Origin of the sequence: Macellibacteroides fermentans (assembly GCF_013409575.1) — a bacterium.
GTDB lineage: Bacteria > Bacteroidota > Bacteroidia > Bacteroidales > Tannerellaceae > Macellibacteroides > Macellibacteroides fermentans.
Genome location: NZ_JACCCY010000001.1, coordinates 981,447 through 1,003,063, shown reverse-complemented (window position 1 = coordinate 1,003,063; position 21,617 = coordinate 981,447). Strand labels below are relative to the sequence as shown.

Genomic DNA, 21,617 nt, shown 5'->3' with positions numbered 1-21,617 from the left:
GTCATATCCGTATGCCGAAAACAATTTTATCAACTTAAAACGGTTGATATTACTAAATCAACCAAAATTGAAATCTCAAAAAGAACAGATAACTCCTTCTCTGTTAAAGGACCATTTAAAGGACCATTTGTAGGACCATTCTTTTTGTCAAACCCCACCCGACACGGAATCTCAATCAAGAAGTAGTTTCTATCTTCATCTTCGGGCAGATTAGTCAGTTCTGCATGTCGTCCGAGAGGATCCGATATGTGAAGTATTTTCATCAGAAAAGTTTCTTAGAGTGTAAGATAAACAAATCGCCGTCTTGCAGAAGGCGTACCGGCCATTGGTCGTTGAAGAGTTTGGCAAATGCCTCCGGTGCATCGGTATGAATAGGAATGATCGCTTTGGGGGAAAGCTGTACAAAGAGCTTACGAAGGTTTTTCATATCGCAATGACCGCTGGTATGGCGATAAAGATATCCCTTTCCCAGTGCTGCCGCAAGCTCTTTGTTATAGGATGGCGATGCCGGATTGCTTACATATCCGTTCCACATAGAGAGGTAACATTGTTTGGACTCACCCGGCATTTTGTCAATGAGATGGTCGAATCGCGGGTTGCTTCTGGCTATCAATACATATCCTTTTTGTTTAAGGAAAGCAATGAATTTCTCACTAATAAGATGTTCCCCCGGATTATCCTTGTCATATTTCAAGACCATAGGCTTACATTTCCCATATTTATAGAGACTTGACTTTGCCCAAATATGGTCGCTCTTGACCACTGCATCCATTATCCGTTTTTGATGCGAATCAACAATGAAGGGAATTCCAATCCGTAATGCGGCATGATATAGCGAGAATAAACGGTCGATATTTGTTGAGGACAAATAAACGATGTTGAATTTATACTGCCAAAACTCCGCCTCCAGTTGTTTCTGTAAATCGTGTTCTGACTGTAAAGCAGCATCCGAACGCTTTACATTTGTGCCTTCGCAAATCACATAATCAACCTTTCCTATGTATTTATCAATCGCTTTAAGGAATTTTCCACTACGAAATCCGTGTGTGCGAAAATCACCGGTATGAAATACACTTGTATCATCGGTCTTAATTTTGAAAGCGCAGGCATCAAATGCAGAGTGGTCTATAACTATCGGCATTATCTCGAATGGTCCAAATTCAAAAGCCGTACCTGCCTCAAAAGGAATTGCCTTGTTAAGGCGTTCAAGTAAACACGCTTGCTTTCGGTCAACCTCTTTCAGATGATTGGATGTTATCTTCTGAATCTCAATTCCCAATTTACCCATAAATACAGGAATCTCCATGGGAATCTGATGAATGTTGCCAATATGGTCGCCATGATAGTGCGTGATGAGCATGGCACTCTTTGAAAGATCGCCTTTAGTAAGTCCTTCCATATCAAGCTGCACGTAGACAGGAGTACCCGGCAACTGTTCTCCGAAATCAACAAACAGCCGCCAGCCGTTGTACCTGTATTCTGTTACAGAGCCACCTATCTGAGTTGCTCCGCGATGAATGATTATTTCCACTTTCTAAGTTGATTTGGATAAGTTCCTGAAAATATAAATGTCTCGTCCTTTTGAAACACATCATCATAATAATATAATGAGTGGCAATGAAGCGTAGTGTCAAGCTCGTCTAACGGTATGTCCACATCACAAAATTCCTCACTTGTTCCTTGGGGCATAATCGTCACAACGTCTATGTCCAGAGACTTCGGCACTTATCTGATTTATTTCCATATTTATATGTTTTTTCTAATATTATCATTCACGGTCAAGTATATCTATGCGGTCTTCTTTTGTAAGAACTGTTTGCACCCATAGTTTATTTTGCCCAAAAGTTAGTGCTTTTCTGTGGTATAAATATTATAATAATAGTAAATCTTTGAACCTAAAACACTCTAAGGTCTATGCGCTTTTTAAATGGGTATTTAGCATAAGATTCACATTTGTTAGGTGAATTTTTGTTTTATTCTTTATCTTTGCCGCATTATAAACATTCCTATGGTTGTAAAGGGAGTGTGTCCCTCAGATTGTAGTGGTAAGTTTTCTGCTTTAATTTTAAGATCAACTATTTGTAATTTGAATCGTGTTCAATGAATTTGATTATTAAGCAATTACAGGATGGAAATGAAAAGGTGTTCGAGCAGATTGTGCGCGAATACTGGCCTCGTATGTTTAAATTTGCCTTGATTTATACGCAAAATAATGAGACATCGCAGGAGCTGGTTCAGGATACTTTCCTGGTATTATGGAACAACCGTGCAATCTTAAAAGATAACACAAATCTGATTACTTACCTGATGGTGGTGCTGCGAAACAAGTGCCTTAATTTATTGGAGCAGACCCGCATCCGTCAGTTATATATTGAAGAGATAGACGACGAGACAATTTATCAGCGGGCCAATCTGTATGTGTTGCAAGACGAGGCTTCGCAGATTGTAGAATCGGAAGATCTTCATAAAGCCATTGAAAGGGCCTTAAGCAAATTACCGGATAAAACACGGGAGATTTTTATGCTGAGCCGCTACGATGGTTTAAAAAATCAACAAATCGCTGAAACAAAAAACATATCCCAGAAAACAGTAGAGTATCACATTTCCAAAGCTTTACAGATTCTAAAAGAGGAACTTCCCCAGGAATACTGGATCTGGATTTTTCTTATTCGATTTATTATTTAAAAAAAAGTGAATTTTTTTAATTTTTTCACTAGGGTAAAACTCAAATAAACTGTTCTTCTGTATAGAGAAAAAGAATGTATAGATGGAAGAGAAGTTACTTATTCGATTTTTAGAACGGAAATGTGAAGGTGAAGAGGCCAGATTGGTTTTGCAATGGATTGAGCAGTCCGAAGAAAACAAGGCTGCGTTTGTTCGTTTGCAATCTCTTTGGACCGCTATCGAAATGGATAAAACGACAGAGCTAAATGAAGCCTGCGTACGCTCCATCATGCATCAGGTTAAAGCCCCACGTATCCGCCGGAATTGGTATGGGGCGATCGCAACGATCGCATCGTGTGCAGCTGCTATTCTGCTGTTTGTTTTTGTTTATCCCTATTTTAATCGCACTCCCGAATACGATTACGAAGCTCTGTTAAAAAATATTCCTTCCGGAAAAGAGATTACGTTGATGCAAGGTTCAGACACGAAACTGAAACTAGCCGACGAAACAGCCGATGTGGATTATCAGAAAAAAGCAGCTATCATTGTTAATGATACGCTTCAAATTGAAAAGGATACAGATTCCAAAGTGCTCAATACGCTTCATATTCCATATGGTAAACGATCCAAACTTATCTTAGCCGATGGTACCCTGGTCTTTTTAAATGCGGGTTCAACATTAATTTACCCTTCCGAATTTAGCGGATCTGTTCGTGAAGTCTACCTGGACGGCGAAGCTTATTTTGATGTCCGTAAGTCGAAAGACATCAAATTTCAGGTTAAAACGGCTTATAAAACCATCGAGGTTTTAGGTACACAATTTAATGTGTCCGTGGATAAAGAATCCAAAAAGTTCGAGACAGTGCTTGTTAATGGACGTATTGCATTAAATGGCAATGAAAGACAAATTGAAATTGAGCCCAACCAATACTATGTATATTCTGAAAGTACCCGAACTGAACAGATAAGGAAAGTAGATGTGGCTGACTATATTTCATGGAAAGATGGACGCCTACGCTTCAAAGAAGAGAGAATGGAGTCTGTATTAAGAAAATTAGAGAAAATATACAATATCAATGTTAATCTGAAAAACCCGAAATATCTCACATATCAGGTAACAGGAAACTTAAATCTTAAAAATACTCCGGAGGAGACTTTGGATGTATTAATGTCAATTCTTGTTCCCGACAATCATTTGAATCGATCAAATATGTATCAGTTAACTGTTAATAAATAATTCTAAATCCAGTATTAATTTAATCTTTTTATTATGTCTAACAACCTGAATCTATTTTTTAATAGAATGAAAAGCCATTGGACTTTTTCTCAGACCTTCCTGGATCTGAGTAGATGGAAATGGAGGAGATGCGTTGCTATCGGCCTTCTGTCATTAAGTGTTTTATCAATAAGTGCCAATGTGTTGAAGTCGCAAGTAACCCTGTCTATAACAAATGCGACGCTTTACGAAGCTTTCGAACAATTGAGAAAGCAATATGGGGTGAGTATTATTTATTCGAACAATGTTTTGAATGACAAAGAAAGAGTAACAGCTCATACAGATAAAATCACGCTTGAGGAAGCGCTGAATCTGTTACTCGCAGGTAAAGAGTGTGCCTATAAGATTACTGAAAACCAGGTGGTACTTCTCCCTGCAGAAAAAAAATCTCCTATTGTGGCTGTAGAACAGCAAAATAGTAAAATTACCGGTCAGGTAAGAGATAACCTGGGAGATCCCTTAGTTGGGGTAAACGTAATGGTTAAAGGAGCTCAATCCGGAACTATAACCGACCTGGACGGTAAATTTACCGTAGAAGTTCCTTATGCCAATGCTACTTTAATATTTTCTTATGTTGGATTTCAGCCTAAAGAGGTGAAATTAGAGGGTAAGAAAGTTATTAATGTGACGTTGGTTGAAGATAGTAAAGCGCTGGAAGAAGTTGTTGTAGTGGGTTATACCACCCAGAAAAAAGCTACCATCACCGGTTCTGTATCAACCATTACTACCAAAGATTTGAAGCAAAGCCCAACGGCCAACTTGAATAATGCCTTGGCCGGTCGTATGCCGGGTTTGATGGTGAACCAGTTTAGCGGTGGTGAACCGGGTGTGGATAGAGCGGATATTAAGATTCGCGGTTTTGGTACGTATGGAGATAAATCGCCCATCGTGATCGTTGACGGGGTAGAACGTGACATGAGTTACCTGTCTGCCGAAGAAATTGAAACCTTTACCATCCTAAAAGATGCTTCGGCTACCGCACCTTATGGTATCCGCGGAGCTAACGGTGTAATAATTATCAGTACCAAAAGAGGTAAAGCTCAGGAGCGTGCTACCGTAAACTTTAAAGCATCCATAGGTACAAACAGTCCGGTTAAATTCCCCGAATATTTGGGATCTGCCGACTATGCTACGTTGTACAACGAAGCAATCCTGAATGATAGCAAAGGGTTAGACCCTTCTAAATTAAATTTGTTTACGGATGAAGCCATAGCTAATTTTAGAAAAGCTAAAGGTGATAACTCGGACGGTCTGGGGTATAACTGGGATTATTTTGATTATGCTTTTAAACCCGGAACACAGGAGGATTACAGTTTATCAATCCGTGGTGGATCTGAAAGGGCCCGCTATTTTGTAATGGCCAATTACTTCAATCAATCCGGAAACTATAAACATACGGATCTTGCCATGTATAGTACACAGGCTGTATTTAAGAGATATAATTTCAGAGCGAATGTGGACGTCGATATTACTAAGAATTTCTATGCGAAGATTGACCTTGCCGCTCGGATCACAGACAGAAATGCTCCCGGAACAACAGCTAGCAGAGTAGTGGAAATATGTAATACTCAACCGTCATATCTGCCTATTATTGTAGAGAATAATGGGAATCCTCTAAATGAAGTTTATTTAGCAAACAATAATGGCACAATGTTATATGGTGACCAGCAACATAGATGGAACCTTTTGGGTGAATTATCAAGAACAGGGTATCTGAATGAAAAGAAAACATTTTTGAATGGATCCTTTTCTTTAGGACATAAGCTTGACTTTATTACAAAAGGTTTGAAGATTGAAGGGGTATTCTCTTACGATGCGGAAGAAGGTCGATGGATTAAGAGAATAGTAGAAACCTATAAAGAGGGTTATAAAGAGTATCCCGGATATGCGACTTTTATGCCAAAAGATGGGATGGATATCTACATGACTCCAGGCCATTACCAGGGTGAATATAAAACAGGGAATAAATATCAGGTTGATCAGACACTCAAAAATGATTTTTCGCAAAATGCTTCTCAAGGAAGAACCTATTATCAGCTTAAATTAGATTACCTGAACTCATTCGGTAAACACGATGTGAGTGCAATGGCATTGTTTAATAGGTCAATTCGTTCATACAACGATGATGTTGAATATCGTTATCAAGGTTTAACAGGTAGAGCAACCTACGCGTATGATAATAAGTACCTTGCTGAATTTAATATTGGTTATAACGGTTCTGAGAACTTTGCTCCTGGTAATAGATATGGTATTTTTCCTGCAGGTTCTGTTGGTTGGGTAATTTCTCGTGAAGGATTTATGAAAGGTACTAACAAGTGGTTGGATAATCTGAAGATCAGAGGTTCTTATGGTTTGGTTGGTAGTGATAAAATCTCTCAACGATTCACATACCTCCAGTTCTTTGAAAACAGTGGTGGGTATCGATTTGGTCAAAATGGCTTTGATATAGATGCCGTAGGAGGTGTACAGGAGGGAGCTCTTGCAAATCCAAGTTTGACATGGGAGAAATCAAGAAAAATGAATATTGGACTTGATGCTGCATTCCTGAATGAAAAACTAACATTCTCTGTCGATTTCTTTAACGAACATCGTTACGACATTATTACAAGCTTGTCTGGTGGAGATAAGTTAGGTTTTCCTGATATCGTAGGTAAAGATGCACCTTATATCAATTCAGGTATCGTTGATAACCACGGTATCGACTTCGAAATTGGATGGAACGGTAAAATTGGGAAAGACTTCCGTTATTATCTGAAACCGAACTTTACATTCGCAAGAAACAAAATTGTTTTTATGAATGAAATTTATCGTGAAAATTCATATCGTGCAGCAACCGGTAAGCGAGTGGATGAGCATTTTGTCTATGTTGTGGATCATTTTGTTAGGGATCAGGCTGAGGCGGATAAATTGAATGCCATGAATAATGGTACTGGTTTCCAGCAGTGGGGGCCGCTGATTCCAGGAGATGTTGTGTATAAGGACTTAAATAAGGATGGAAAAATTAATGATTTAGGAGACAAAACAGCGATGGGTAATCCTCGTACCCCCGAAATTATGTTTGGTCTTCCTATCGGATTCCAGTACAAAGGCCTTGATATGAGCTTCTTGTTCCAGGGAGCTACCAACGCAAGTGTATTATTGAACGGACCAGCTGTTTACGATTTCCCGTTGTTTGATAGCGACAAGTATGGTAAAGTTAAAAAAATGCACTTGAACAGATGGACGCCGGAAACGGCAGAAACTGCTACATATCCAGCATTACATTCAACCAATAATGACAATAATAAGAATGCTTCTAGCAGTTTGTTTTTATACGACGCGTCATATGTACGTTTAAAGAATGTTGAAATAGGATATACTTTGCCAAAAAGTACAATTCGTATTGCAGGTTTACAAAATGTGCGTATTTACATACAGGGACTCAATTTACTAACATTTGATGGCTTGGATGATGTTGATGTAGATCCTGAAACTGGCGATGGTAATGGTAGTTGGTATCCAATCCAACGGGTATTTAACTTTGGAATAGATATTACTTATTAATCTATAAATCAATATGAAATATAGTATGAAAAATATTAGTTTTTTACTTGGGTTCATCCTATGTCTGGTGATGAATTCATGCAGCGATGACTTTTTGGACAAAAAGCCTGATGATAAAATGAATGAACAGCAGGTATTTGAACGTTATAATAAGGTAGATGGATTGGTAACCAAAGTATATGAGCGAGCTAAGTTTGCCAATCGTCCCCTGGTATTCTTTAATCACTTCTCAACAGCTCCTGTAACGGATGAATGTGAAGGATCAACGGCAGAAAAAAGTTTGACAAACGTATTTAATGCCGGAGGTTGGTCGTCTATGGGGATGCCCGACAGAAGTAGCTGTGGACAGTATTGGTGGGATTTATATGATAATATCCGTAAGGCAAACGTTATCCTGGAAGGTGTGCGAAAGTACAATACCCCTGATAATATTCTCAATCCAGGAGATTTAGAAAAACGGATTGGTGAAGTTTATTTTTTTAGAGCCTACTTCCACTACTTATTGATCAGAATGTATGGTGAAGTTCCTTACATTGATCATACCATTGATCCGCAAGGAAGCATGGATTTTAAAAAGGAATCTTATCATGCTTTGGTAGAGAAAATTTGTGCTGATGCAGATTCTGCCTATAGCCGTGTTCCTGACAGATGGTTAAGTACAGATTTTGGCCGTGTAGAAAAAGGTGCTTGTCTTGGATTGAAGGCCATTGTACGCTGGATGGCTGCTACCCCAATGTGGAACGGTGGTACTATGCCGGATGATACCCGCCAGTTTAAAGCCGAATATACCTATGATAAGAAACGATGGGAGGCTGCAAAGGTGGCTTCTAAAGCTCTCCTTGATTTTAAAGTGGATGGAGCAGCCCGTTATACACTCTATACAGGGGATGCTGATAACGAAACGTTTAAAAATGACCGGGGTAAAGATGAAAATGGATCGAAGGTTTACAAACGCCTTTGGAACATGTACTACGACATGAATTCAATTATGGGTGAATGGGTATGGTTTGTTACACGCGACAAGAGTGAAGGTTGGCAGGGTGACTGTTATCCACCTACTTCTCAAGGTTCTTCTCGTCAGATGCCTGTTCAGGAACAAGTGGACGAATATGAGTATATCGGTCCGGACGGTTATGGTTATCCTGTATATGCTGATAGAGCAACCACCGATGGATACGATGATGCAAATCCGTATGCAAGTGTAAAGCGTGACCCGAGATTCCATCGTGATATAATGTATCATGGGGCTGTTTTCAAGAATTCACAGATTAATACGGCTGAAGGAAATAATCGTATCGGTGGAAGTAACGCTACAACAACAGGTTATTATCTGCGTAAATTCTTTAAGGAAGGTTGGAACCGTGATCAGGGATTTATTATCAACGGTCCTGCTATCTGGAGATTGCCTGAGTTCATCTATATCTATGCAGAAGCGGTGAATGAGACAACTGGTCCTACTCAGGAAATATATGATCTTATCAACCAGGTTCGTGCCAGATCATGGATGGCCCCAATGCCTCCAAGCGTTTTGGGTAGCAAGGAGTTAATGAATCAATATATTCAACGGGAACGTCGTGTTGAGTTGTTTTATGAAAACAACCGTATCTGGACTTCAAGATTGTATCTTGAACCAAGTAGCTCTACCGAACTGGCTAAGGAGACTCAATGGATGGCGCAAGGTGCTAATTATTGGCCATATCCAAAATGTCAGCGCGCAATTCATGGGATGAGACCTGTTGAAGATGCGAATGGAAAGATTGTGATCAATGGTAAAAAATACAGAATGGAACGCTACAAAATTGAAGATCGCGTATTTGTAGCGCCTCGTCATTATCTTTTCCCTATTATGGATGACGAGATTAAAAGAACGCCCAGTCTGGTGCAGAATCCTGGGTGGTAATTCATATCTAATACCTAATAATGTAAACTAACCTATCGGGGGCGGGCCTTTTGACCCGCCCCCTTTACTTTTTATAATTTAATTTCAGCGGGTTATTACTGTATTTCCCACACTAAATTTCTGTCAAGATATCTTTATCTGTATAATCTTACGATTGTTTATTTAGTAAAATAGGTAGTGTTATATAAAAAGAGAGCCAAACAATTAAGCTTAGCTCTCTTTATATGTAGAAATTGAGAATTCTTTTAAATCGGGATATCGGTTTTACGATACTTTGATCGCATCCAGTTTTCCTTCGTTTACCAGGCGGTAGATCAGTTCGCCAAACAGCGTATTCGCCCAGGCAAACCACGAACGGGTAAAGTCGGCCGCGTTGTCTTTATGGAATGATTCGTGCATAAAGCCTGTGCCGCCATCTGTATCGCGTAGCATCTGAACACACTTCCTGATCTCTGCCATATCGGTGGATGTGTTGGCACGCATCACAATGCTCATCGGCCATACATAGTCGAAACCAATATGCGGACCACCGATTCCTTCGCCTGCTTTTCCTTTAAAGAAATAGGGGTTGGAATCGCTCAGAACCATTTTCCGTGTGTTCTGGTAGATGGGGTCGTTTAATTCCACGCAGCCCAGATAGGGGAGGGCCAGCAAGCTTGGAACATTGGCATCGTCCATGAATACACGGCTGCCGAAGCCGTCTACTTCAAAGGCATATACTTTACCGAATTCAGGATGCTCGCAGATACCGTATTTCTTTACTGCTGCCTCTACTTCGTTGGCTAAGGCTTCGCATTTTCCGGCAAATGAACCGTTGTTGCGTACCTTCCGCATAATCTCGGCTACTTGTCTTAGCGAAGTAACGGCAAACAGATTGGAGGGAATCAGGAAGCCAAACAGGGAGGCATCGTCTGATGGACGGAAAGAGGATACGATCAATCCAACCGGCTTAACCGGACTTCCGTATCCGAAATTAAGGAGCGTGTCGCCCTGACGGTCGGTTACGCGTGTAAATTTATAGGGGCCCAGATTGTCTTTGCGTTGCTGCTCTACAAATGTTTTATAGACGGTTTCCATTGCTTTTTCCCATTCGGCATCGAAAACACTGGTATCGTTTGTATTTTTCCAGTAGTTGTAAGCAAGTCTGATGGGATAACAAAGAGAGTCGATTTCCCATTTGCGTTCGTGCAACTCTTTCTTCATATCGGTCTTATCGCTTTCCCATTCGCTGCCGGTGGGGCCTTCGTTGAAGCCGTTGGCATACGGGTCGATCAGAATACATTTAGTCTGACGATAGATCACCCCTGCCAGCATCGTTTGCAAAGCCTTATCCTTTTTTGCGAAGGTGATATAAGGGAAAACCTGTGCAGAAGAGTCACGCAGCCACATGGCGTGAATATCTCCGGTGATAACAAACGTATCGGGTTTGCCGTTTACCATTTTATGTTCGCAGGTTGTATCTAACGTGTTAGGGAAACAGTTTTCAAACATCCATGCCAATTTCGGATCTTTAATCTGCTTTTTTGTGGCGGCAATGGCCTCTTCGACTGCTTTGGATGTAAAATTACGGGCACCCGGAAGCGGACGTTTGCAAACATAAGGTGTTGTTTCCGGCATACCGGGTACAGCAAAGGAATGTTGGCCTACTAACAAACCGGCTACCGAAAAAGCACCGGCTTTGATGAAATTTCTTCTGGAAGTCATCTTATCTTATTATTAGAATTGAAAAATATGGTTATTCTCTGCAAAGTTATAATTTTACAGATGGAAGTTCGCTCATTTCCGAGAATAGTTCGAGCATACAAGCGTTATCCAGCAACCATTTGTATTTTTTAGTTTTTTGTCCGGACCAGTCGTGACCGAGTAATCCGTTCTCGTCGCGGGTATTTGCCCACGCATAACGGGCATTTTCTGCCATGGTGTTTACATAAAGCGCGTTACCGTCTACTTCGTACAAAGCTTTAAGTCCGCGGAACATGATTACGTTAAACCACGGTGAACTTGTGTAGAAAAGGACCTCTTTTCCATCCGAAAGCCGGTGTCTGGATGTAAAATGTTCGAAAGATCCCTTTGCCGTACGTTGCGCATCCTGCAAATAAGTTTCATCTCCGGTTTCTTTGTATAAAAGAACACCGGCCTGAATCATTTGTCCGCTGTTATAGGTATACTTCTGAGTAGCCACTTTGCCGTCCAGAGCGATGTTATCCCAATATACATAATCGGTTGTATCGCACAGATGTTGCTTGGTCCACGCATAGGTTTTTTTAGCCCAATCCAGGTATTCGGCTTTATTCGTGAGTTTGTAAAGTTTCATGCAAAGCACTGTAGCCGGAGCGTTGGAGCAGGTGTTTTTTGAAACACGCTGTTGCTCACACCAGAAAATACCTCCACCCAGTTCGTCCGACCATCCGCTGTAGATATACTTGTGCAGGGCCTCTGCCTTTTCAAGATAGGCGGGTTCTTTTGTCAGTTCGTAGTAATCGCAGAAATCAATGGCGATCCAATCGTTATCGTCGTAAAAACGGTCGCTTTTACCATTGAACATGGGGTACGACTGGTAGCAGAACGGTTCGCGGATGTTATCCCAATATTGTTCCAGTCCGGGTAGAATCTGTTTTTCAAGTATTTCCTTATACTTCTGATTTCCCGTTGTCTTATAAAGAGAAACGCATCCTGACAGCATACCCGAATAGGGCCATAGAAAAGAGACTTCCTGACCTTTCTTTTGTTCGCTTCCTTCGGCCAGATAAGTAACCTGGTTGTCTGGATTTACGGGGTAGGTTTCCGACAATAATCCGTGTTTTTCTACATTGTAAAGAGATAGGATGTTGGTAAGCAACGAATCGGCTACGGAAAGATCGCTGGTTTTGTCGGATGTCTTCCGTGTAGCACAACCTCCTATCAAAAAGGGTAGGCAAAGAAATGCAAGACTAAGTACTTTAACTTTCATAATCACTCTGTTCTAAAGATTTAACACAACTATTTAATTACTGATTTTTCTTTTAAAAGTGCCATTGATTCCATCAGCATACAGCCACTTAGTTGCTCTGTAAGTCCGGTTTGTGCATTGGGTTTTGTTTTCCAATACGGACCAAACAACACACCGGTTTTGTTCGTACCTTCATTCCACAATGTTTTTGCATTGTGCTCCATAAATCGTACATACCGGTTACGCGTTCCGTCTTCCAGTCCGGGACAAAGAATGAGCTGTGTAAAATACCTGACAAAGATTCCTTTAAACAGACCACCGTCTCCGGAGCCTTCACTTTGTAAAATACGGTCGTTGCTGTTTACATTGCTGTTAAGGGCATAGTCGGCTGCCTTGATGGCATCATTCAAATAGACCTTTTCGCCAGTGATGTTGTATAATTCGAGGGCTGCACCTAAGAATGTTCCCTGGTTGTAGGTAAACTTCCAGTTGTCTTTTGCACCGTTGTTTTCACGGTTTATACCATCGTACACAAATCCGGTACCAGCTTCAAATAAATGTTCTTTCATCCATGCGTAAATTTTCTTCGACCATTCCAGGTCGCTTGCACCGTTAAACTGTTTATATAAACGGGCGGCTAAAATACAGGCGGGAGCATTGGCGGGGGTATTCTTGTAATAAAGCTGATCTTTTTTCCAGGCGATTCCTCCATTCATGGTAGAATTCCATCCGGTCTGGATATTGCTCCAGACATCTAAAGCAGCGGTTTTGAATTTTTCATCTTTTGTGGCATTGTAAGCACGTAACATGGCAAGTGCGTTCCACTCCATATCATCGTAGAAATTGTTATAAAAGGTATTGCCGTTTTTAATTTTGACACCTGTAAACCATTGGTCTATCTCGTTCTTATAAACAGCGTTCCCCGTGCGCGAATAAGCATCTACCAGCACATCGAGTCCGTGAGCCTGCGGCCAGTAATGAAAGTCTGTATTGCCGCTGTTATTGTAGTTGAAGTAAGAACCACCCGAATTCCAGAAGCCATTGGCCAGAGACTGACTGCTGCTGTCTGCTGCTGCAGTCCAGTTTACAGCCACATCGTTTGGATCGTTCAAGGGTATATCATTTATTTTTCCACAAGAGGAAAGCAAAAAGATGGATAATGAATAGAATAGAATATTTTTCATGTGTATATACTTTTTAGGATGATAAGTCCGCCCGGAATGGTTTTTCCGGGCGGCTTGTTTACTGTTATTGATCACCTACTTTTTTAATGATGTGAGTATAACTGTTGTCTGCCTGGAAAACAACGCTGACATCACTCAGGCTGTTGTCAATTTCGCCGGCAAACTTGAAGCAATTATTCCATTGATCACCCGAAACCGGTACCATGTACCAGAATGATTCGGGCGTTGAGTTGTTAGGACGAGAATTATCTCCGTTAACACTTCCGAACCATTCAAATTCAGTACCTTCTTTTACAGTCATACGGAATTTATAACGTTCGTCGCGTCCCCATCCTTCTTGCTTGAATGTAATAGGCTGACTCGCTGCTTTCCAAACACCCTGACCAACATAAGGCAGTTCAAACAGGTATGAGTTTGTAGGAGCGAAGAAGATTTCCATCTTGCTGATTTCGGTATAAACAACCGCACCGGTAGTGAAGTCCAGATTGATACGGTACACACCCGTTTTAGCCACTGTGCTCTCTCCGTTTTCTTTTAATACCTCGCCATCAGCGAAATAGGTCTTGGCAGCTGCATTGGTACCATCGGCAAAATGATATTTCTTTCCGGCAGTAAGCTTGGTGTAAATTTCGAATTCTCCGTTGGCAACAGCCTTGAATTTAATGGCTTTCGACAAATCAGCACCGCCTTCAGAACCTTCACCGGTAACATATACATCGGTAGGAACCTCTGCAAAACCAGCCAGACGTGTAATAGTCATGGTTCTTACCTCTTCGGCTTTTACCTCATTCACCCCTTTGGACGAAAATACGGTCCAGATGATATTACCTGTTTCCGAAGAGTTCAATCCTGCCAGCGCACCGATCTTATTCAATGTTTTGTGAGTAACAGTGGCATAATTGTAAGTACCATTGTTGTCTGATGTAAGTTTGTAGATAGGTTTAGAGAAGTCGCCGCCCTCTACGTCGAATGCTACTTCGTACATCACCAGACCACCGTCTTCTGCTTTGGCCTGTTCCCATTCGAACAAAATATTGGCAGACGCAGAGCTTTCCAGTTTAACAGCCTTGTTATTGTCCGGAGCATACAGCGTTTTTACGGTTGTCACCTTTAGATGTTCCAATGTGTCGTCGTTTACACAAGACATCAATGCAAAAAGAAAAGAGAGAAATATGGTCGATTTAACTACTAATGTTTTCATAATTTTGTCTTTTTGAAAATTAACTGCTTTTGATTTATGCAATTTCATACAAATACTATTTCATTTACGTATCACGATACGAATCAATAACCCGGATTTTGTCCTAAGTTAGGATTCAAGTCCTTTTGAGACAATGGAACAGCCCATAAGTAATCGCGTTCCGGATTGAATGAACGTTTTTCCAACCGGATATAGCCGTTGTCAATGCTTGCCTCGCCGAAACGTGCCCCATGAGGATAGGTATTCAATACCGTTTCTGCAGTCTTCCAACGGCGGATATCAAAGATACGCAACCCTTCCAATGCCAGTTCCACTCTGCGTTCGCGGCGGATAATGGTTTGTATGTTTCCTTCCGTTGGATAATTCAAGGCAGGAGCGTCGGTAAATCCGGCGCGAAGACGAAGCGGACGGATGGTTTTATTCCAAACAGCTTCATCCATCTTTCCAAGCTCATTCATTGCTTCGGCATACATTAACAGTACATCCGCATAACGGATCAAGATGAGATTCAAACCCGATTTCATACCGATCTCCGACGTAGGATCGTAGTTCTTTTTCAAGTAATAGCCGGTTGAGGTTGAGTTCGATCCTGCACCGATATATTCGTCCACTTTACCATAGGTATTGTCGCTGGGGGTAGAACCCGGTTTGATATAGATGGTCTGAACAGTTCCGTCCGGTCTGGTCCACTTGGCACCGTGGTAAACGATGGTTGCATCCAGACGTGGGTCGCGGTTCTTGTAGGGATTGTTTTCATCGTAGTTTGATCCCGATTCATGTATCGCTTTACCATTCAGCATAAGATAGTCATCCACCAACTCCTGCGTGGGAGCTTTGGCGTTGATACGGGCTCCGGCAGACAGAGGCGCCATGTCGTACATTTCCTCCCAAACTCGCAGAGAAGGAACATACTGATAGTCCAGTATCACTTCGCTGTTGTATTCATTCTCCGGCTTAAAGATACCAGCGTAGGAGGGGAACAGTGCGTAAGTTCCATTGGCCGTATTACCAATTAATTTTTCGCATGTTGCGGCTACGTTTGCCCAATCGTTCTGATATAAATAAGCTCTGGCCTTAAGAGCGATGGCTGCCCCTTTGGTGATTCGTCCACGGTCGGCTTCGGCATAAGCTGTATTTACTGGAAGAATTTCGGTTACCTCGTCCAGTTCGCTGTAGATAAATGCCAGTACGTCTGCCTTCGGACTACGGGCGATGGTTTTAGACTCCGACAAGGAGATGTCTTTATCAAACAAAGGAACATCTCCATACCAGGTGGTAAGCTGCAGATAAAGCCATGCGCGGATGAAACGAGCCTCCGCTTTCATGCGGTTACGCAGGGTTTCATTCATGTTGGGCACTTTATCCACATTTTCAAGAAATACGTTACAGGTTTTAATACCTGCATACGAATTCTTCCATTCGTCGGAAAATCTTGAGTTGGAAGCATCGGCCTGACCGGAAGAGATCATCTTTTCACTGCTGTTGCCTCGGCCTTCGTACATATTGTCCGATAAGGTCTCGTTACTGAAATACCGTCCGCTGCTGCTAAGCTGACTATAAGCGGTATTTAGTACCATGGATGCTTTTTCGGGTGAAGTCCAGTAATTAGCCTCTGTAAATTTATCGGTGGGAGCCAGATCCAGATCCTGACAACCCGATAAGGTAGCCAGACATGCCATTGCAACCACGCTATATTTTAAGAAATTCAGTTTCATATCTGTATCTTTTTAAACGTAAAGGTTAAAACTCTATATCTAAGCCAAAACCTACATAGATAGGTGTAGGATAGTTACGTCCGCTGTTTGCCCCGTTATTACCCATGTTTGATCCAAACTCTGTAGACTCCGGATCGATAAATCCGTTCTTGGCAAGAGTAAGCAGGTTCTGGGCGGTTACATAACCACGTAACTTCTGCATGCCGGCTTTCATCGAAATAGTCTTCGGTAGCGTATAACCGATCTGGATGTTTTTCAAACGCAGATAAGACGCGTTGAACAGGTATAAATCCGACGATTTTCCATAATTGTTCGTGTTGGAAGCTGTGCCGGGAGCGGCCAGACGCGGCCAACGGGCATCGGGATTAACCGGAGTCCAGTAATCGAGCTGATGTGTAAACATCGTATAGGAATAATTGGAGTGGAACGGTTCAACCAATTCGCCGCGGAGGAACATGGAACGTTTACCTACGCCCTGCAGCAAAAGATTGAAATCGAAGTTTTTCCAACTCATATCATAGGTGATACCAAATGTATAACGAGGGAATGCATTTCCTAATACAAAACGATCCTTGTCATCAATAACACCGTTATTGTCGCGGTCTACATAGCGAACGTCTCCCGGTTGAACCGTAGCACCCACAGGGATGGCTCCGTTCTTAACCTCATCTATATTCTGGAAGTATCCGTCGGTTTTGTAACCGTAATAGGAGTTAAACGGTAACCCTACACGGATGATGCGCTGCATCTGATCCGAGCTGCTGATCTGCTCATTCCCGTCGAATGCCAAAACCTCATTCCATGAATCAGCCAGATTCAAGCCTACGTTGTGACGGAAATCGCCTTTGTTGAAACGATAGCTGAGGGTGATTTCCCAACCCTGATTCTGCATTTCACCTGCATTGTACTTAGGAACGGCACCTCCGTATACGGTGGGAACCTCCGGAGTGATTAAGATGTCTGAAGTACGCTTGTTGAAATAGTCGAACGAAGCATATACCGAATTATTGAAGAAGGTTGCATCCACACCCACGTTGAATGTTTTGGAAAGCTCCCATTTCAACTCTTTATTGGCAAAGGTAAAGCCTGTACCGGCAACCGAAACATTATTAAACCCGTATGCATTGTTTGTAATGTTGTACGTAGTCTGATATTGATAATCGTCCACATTCTGGTTACCCAGGATACCGTACGATCCGCGCAACTTCAATTCGCCGAAACGTTCGCGGTAATTTGTCATGAACGCCTCTTCAGACACACGCCATCCTCCCGAAACAGAAGGGAAGAATCCCCAGCGGTTGTTTTCTGCAAACTTGGAAGAACCGTCGTAACGGAAACTGAATTCTCCGTAATACTTTCCATTGTAGGAATATCCGGCGCGACCGAACACAGAGTAAAGGCTGCGTTGGGTAGTTCTGTTAGGCGTGTTGTAACTGGAAGTAATTATTTCGGTTTCCGAAACCGGAATACCTAAATCAGGATCTGTATACTTCTTTTTCAGCTCATTTGCCTTGAAGGTGTACGACTCGTTGGATACTCCCAACAAACCGGTAATCTGATGCATTTTGGCAAAGGTGCGGTTGAAGTCAAGCATAAGCTGCGAATTCAGGAAAAGAACCTTTTCATTGTAATCTTCCGTTTCACGGTTCGAGTTTGCATAACCACTTGGAACTGTAGCTGTTTCGCTTGCATAAAAAGGAACTTTCTTACGCATGATGAGACGGTGGTTAGAACGAAGATCTCCACCAAATACACCCCTTAGCTTTAAACCATCGATAATATCAAGGTCGGCATTCACAGATCCGGTAAAGTTGTCTTCATCTTTCCAGGTCTTACCGCCAGCTTCCAGAATACCCAACGGGTTGAATTCCGATAATACGTCGTTTACCAGATACCGACCGTTGGCATCTTTCATTGAATAGGTATTGTATACCGGAATACGTGAGGCATCCACAATCAGCGTACCGGAAGAAGTGGTATGATCTGTACCGTCTGTACGCACGTAAGCCATGGAGGTACTTAACTTAAGTCTCTGATACTCGGTAGACATGTTTGTACGGAAATTATAGCGTTTCACACCATACTCGGATCCTACAAAGTTACTTTCCTGGTCATAATATCCTCCGGAGATCATGTAGGTAGAGTTTTTCGATCCACCCGAGATATTTAAATTATAATTCTGCTGTAAGGCATTCTTCATAATCTCATTCAGGAACCATTCTGAGTCGCCATTTTGTTGATAACCCTGAATCTGAGCCGGTGAATAGATGGGAGCAGAGCCTCCGTTTACCAAAGCCTGGTTGCGTAAGATGGCATTTTCGTATCCTTTAACCGGTTTGAAAAGAATGTGAGGATTCTGTGTTCCAACCATTCCTGTAAATTTGATTACGGGACGCTCGTCTTTTCTACCTTTCTTCGTGGTAATCAAAATAACACCGTTGGCCGACCGCGAACCGTAGATAGCCGCACTACCGGCATCTTTCAATACAGATATATTTTCGATATCGGACGGGTTCAGGTTATTCATGCTTGATTGTTCAACAACCAAACCATCAATCACTACCAGCGGATCATTGTTATTCATGGTGCTGATACCGCGGATGTTGATGTTAACGCTGTTATCGTTGGGGTTGAAGCTCTTCTGCTGAATTACCAGGTTGGCAGAAGCTCCCTGCAATGCCTGGGTAAGGTTTCCAACGGGACGATCTTCAATCACACCCGATGCAATCTGGTCCACCGCACCCACAATACTTTTACGCTGGGCTGTACCGTAGGCAATAACCACTACCTCGTCCAGTTTCTTGGTATCTTCGCGAAGTACGATCTGCAACGAGTTTTCTTTCTTTAATACCACATCCTGGGTTAAATATCCGATATAGGATACGCGGATAATTGACTTGTCCGGCACTCCCTGCAAAGAGAAGTTACCGTCTATATCCGTAATGGTACCGATGGAAGTACCGGCAACCATCACATTGGCCCCGATTACAGGCTCTCCGTTTTCGTCGCGGATCAACCCTGTAATGGTACGTCCCGGTTCCTGACTGGCAACAGATACCGGTGCATCATGCTTTGACAGCACAATGTGTTTACCCTCCATTGCATAACTGACGTTTGTGTTGGAGAAAATCCTGTTAAGAATTCCTGCAACAGACTCGTTTGTAACATTAAGAGAGGTCTTTCTCTCCACATTTACATTTTTTTTGTTGTAGAGAAACAGGTATTCTGTCTGATTCTCTATCTCATTTAAGATCTCGCTAACCATCACATTTTGTTTGTTTAGCGTAACTTTTGCATTCTGAGAATGGGCGTTTTCGGCCAATCCCGAGCAAACAAAGACGAATAATAGGAATATCGATAGTTTCATAATCCGCACCAGATGGGTTAATTTATGTTTTTTTAAGCCATAGGGATTTCGACAAAGAATATTTATCATAACTTTGTAATGGATTTATTGTTAATACTGAGAATAAATTGGATTGTCTCGTGTTGACATATGCCGGGAGGTACACCACTACTTTCCGGCATTTCTTTTTTTTGATGTTTTATGTATCGATGTTCTGCATGATATTAAATTAAAATAGTTAACACTCTGTTATTTCAATGTAATTGTATTTGATTCGTCGTTGCGGGTAAAAGTAAAGTTCAGATCTTTCTGTATTACCTTTAAAGCGTGTTCGATTCCGTCGTTATGCCTGAATTTACCGGTGCACCGGTACGACAGTAATCCCGGATCGGCCACTTCGATGTGGATGTCGTAATAGATCGAGAATTTCTCCATAAGTGTTCCTAATGGCTCGTCGTCAAAGCATAGGAGACCATCTTTCCATCTGAATTCATCCAGATTGGAGATCGTCCCTTTTTTCAGGGAGCCGCTGGTTCCGGTTGCCACTTCGCCTGGCTTTAAGTTTATTTTATAGTGGTCGGACAGAACTTCTACAGAACCATTTATAAGTGATGTTTTAAAATAATCGGCATTTTCGTAAGCATACACATTAAAGGTGGTACCCAATACCTTTACATCGTATAGGTTTGTTTTAACTATAAAGGGGTGTTCCGTATCTTTTTTTACTTCAAAGTAAGCTTCACCGTTAAGTGTGACTTCCCTGTTTTTACTGCTGAATGCAGCAGGGTAGGTGAAGGTGGTTTTCGAATTAAGCCATACCTTCGTCCCGTCAGCCAGAAGAAGCTGTACCCGCTGACCGGCAGGTACGATGATTGTCTGATTTTGCTGAGAAACAAGATTTGCAGAGCGATCCCAGATTGTCCACGATATACCCAAAAGCAAGGCAATCGATGCCGCCACAGCTATTGCGCGCCAAAGACTGGTCCGGTCAGCACGTTTTTGCACAGGAACTCCCAAATCCTTCGAGTTGGCAGTCAGAGTTACCGCGTCCCAAAGCATTCTTTCCCGGAGGTAATCTTTCCGGTTGCTTTCGGATGCTTCCACCCAGTTCACAACCTGTATTTCCTCTTCCAACGTGCTTTTCCCTTCAAAATACCGATGTAAGGTCTCTTTATCCATTTCTTTTATTCATGATTGAAGACAACAATATGTCTGGTCTCTGCTATAATAACAAGACAGACGTTAAATACCCTAATGAGAATTTAAATTTTTTTTAGATGACAAGTAAAACCCAGGATGGTAAATAGTCCTTCAGGTTGGTGCGCAGCACTTTCAAACCTTTGGTTATATGGAATTCTACGCTTTTTATGCTTAATCCCAGTTTTTCGGCTATTTCCCTGTTGGTAAGATTCTCAAACCGGCTCATCATAAACACCTTTTGAGTCTGATGAGGGAAAGTCCGGATCGTGTCATGAATGATTTCCTGAATCTCAGTAGAAAACAGATCGCTGGGATTACAGGCCTCCAACGTTGAAATACGCAGATTCAGCTCTCTGGAAGCATGATCCATGATCCGGTCTTCCACTTCCAGACGTACATGCATGTGCTGAAGATGGTTCAGGGCTCTGTTTTTAACAATAGTAAGAATGTAAGCCGGAATGTTTGTTCCGGGTTGAAGCGAATCCCGTTTTTCCCAATAGATCAGCATAGCTTCCATGCAGATATCTTCGGCAACCGCCTGGTTCCTTACATACGAATTTGCAAAAAGAATAAAGCGCTCCTGATACTGATTGAAAATCTCCGTAAACGAAGATGCAGCAGCAGGAGCCTGAAGATTGTTTGTCTTATCTGTTTGCATA

14 protein-coding genes are annotated in these 21,617 nt (G+C 41.9%); 4 read left to right on the top strand and 10 right to left on the bottom strand.

Annotated elements, in window-relative coordinates:
* Positions 1–29: 29 nt before the first annotated feature.
* The gene (locus tag F5613_RS04230; protein WP_068186961.1) at positions 30–263 is read right to left on the bottom strand and encodes a hypothetical protein; all 234 of its coding nucleotides are present in this window, start codon (positions 261–263) and stop codon (positions 30–32) included.
* Positions 263–1,531: an MBL fold metallo-hydrolase gene (locus F5613_RS04225; protein ID WP_179398789.1), complete on the bottom strand. Its 1,269-nt coding sequence runs from the start codon at positions 1,529–1,531 to the stop codon at positions 263–265. Before F5613_RS04225 ends, F5613_RS04230 begins: the two co-directional genes overlap by 1 nt.
* Positions 1,532–2,100: 569 nt before the next feature.
* On the opposite strand from F5613_RS04225, the gene F5613_RS04220 reads away from it, so the two are divergent.
* The 4 genes from F5613_RS04220 (at position 2,101) to F5613_RS04205 (ending at position 9,383) form a co-directional block, all read left to right on the top strand.
* The gene (locus F5613_RS04220) at positions 2,101–2,685 is read left to right on the top strand and encodes an RNA polymerase sigma factor (RefSeq protein WP_179398788.1); all 585 of its coding nucleotides are present in this window, start codon (positions 2,101–2,103) and stop codon (positions 2,683–2,685) included.
* Between the two features lie 82 nt (positions 2,686–2,767).
* Positions 2,768–3,901 carry a FecR family protein gene (locus F5613_RS04215; RefSeq protein WP_179398787.1) on the top strand — a complete coding sequence of 378 codons (1,134 nt, stop codon included), beginning with the start codon at positions 2,768–2,770 and terminating at the stop codon, positions 3,899–3,901.
* Positions 3,902–3,967: 66 nt separating this feature from the next.
* Positions 3,968–7,483, top strand: coding sequence for a SusC/RagA family TonB-linked outer membrane protein (locus F5613_RS04210; RefSeq protein WP_179398786.1), 3,516 nt, complete (start codon positions 3,968–3,970; stop codon positions 7,481–7,483).
* 25 nt (positions 7,484–7,508) lie between these two features.
* Positions 7,509–9,383: a RagB/SusD family nutrient uptake outer membrane protein gene (locus F5613_RS04205; protein ID WP_179398785.1), complete on the top strand. Its 1,875-nt coding sequence runs from the start codon at positions 7,509–7,511 to the stop codon at positions 9,381–9,383.
* Positions 9,384–9,647: 264 nt separating this feature from the next.
* Here F5613_RS04205 and F5613_RS04200 read toward each other — a convergent pair whose 3' ends face one another.
* The 8 genes from F5613_RS04200 to F5613_RS04165 all read right to left on the bottom strand — a co-directional run bounded on the left by F5613_RS04200 (position 9,648) and on the right by F5613_RS04165 (position 21,616).
* Positions 9,648–11,087: a glycoside hydrolase family 125 protein gene (locus F5613_RS04200; RefSeq protein WP_179398784.1), complete on the bottom strand. Its 1,440-nt coding sequence runs from the start codon at positions 11,085–11,087 to the stop codon at positions 9,648–9,650.
* Positions 11,088–11,133: 46 nt separating this feature from the next.
* On the bottom strand, positions 11,134–12,333 hold the full coding sequence (locus F5613_RS04195; protein WP_068186976.1) for a glycoside hydrolase family 76 protein: 1,200 nt from the start codon (positions 12,331–12,333) through the stop codon (positions 11,134–11,136).
* Between the two features lie 29 nt (positions 12,334–12,362).
* Positions 12,363–13,496, bottom strand: coding sequence for a glycoside hydrolase family 76 protein (locus tag F5613_RS04190; protein ID WP_179398783.1), 1,134 nt, complete (start codon positions 13,494–13,496; stop codon positions 12,363–12,365).
* Positions 13,497–13,560: 64 nt separating this feature from the next.
* Complete coding sequence (locus F5613_RS04185) at positions 13,561–14,697, bottom strand: SusE domain-containing protein (protein ID WP_068187003.1); 1,137 nt, start codon at positions 14,695–14,697, stop codon at positions 13,561–13,563.
* An 83-nt stretch (positions 14,698–14,780) separates the two neighbouring features.
* Positions 14,781–16,412: a RagB/SusD family nutrient uptake outer membrane protein gene (locus tag F5613_RS04180; protein ID WP_179398782.1), complete on the bottom strand. Its 1,632-nt coding sequence runs from the start codon at positions 16,410–16,412 to the stop codon at positions 14,781–14,783.
* Positions 16,413–16,437: 25 nt separating this feature from the next.
* On the bottom strand, positions 16,438–19,779 hold the full coding sequence (locus F5613_RS04175; protein ID WP_218858860.1) for a TonB-dependent receptor: 3,342 nt from the start codon (positions 19,777–19,779) through the stop codon (positions 16,438–16,440).
* A gap of 228 nt (positions 19,780–20,007) precedes the next feature.
* Positions 20,008–20,937: a FecR family protein gene (locus F5613_RS04170; protein WP_179398780.1), complete on the bottom strand. Its 930-nt coding sequence runs from the start codon at positions 20,935–20,937 to the stop codon at positions 20,008–20,010.
* A gap of 94 nt (positions 20,938–21,031) precedes the next feature.
* Positions 21,032–21,616, bottom strand: a complete 585-nt coding sequence (locus tag F5613_RS04165; protein WP_179398779.1) for an RNA polymerase sigma-70 factor — start codon at positions 21,614–21,616, stop codon at positions 21,032–21,034.
* Position 21,617: the final 1 nt, after the last annotated feature.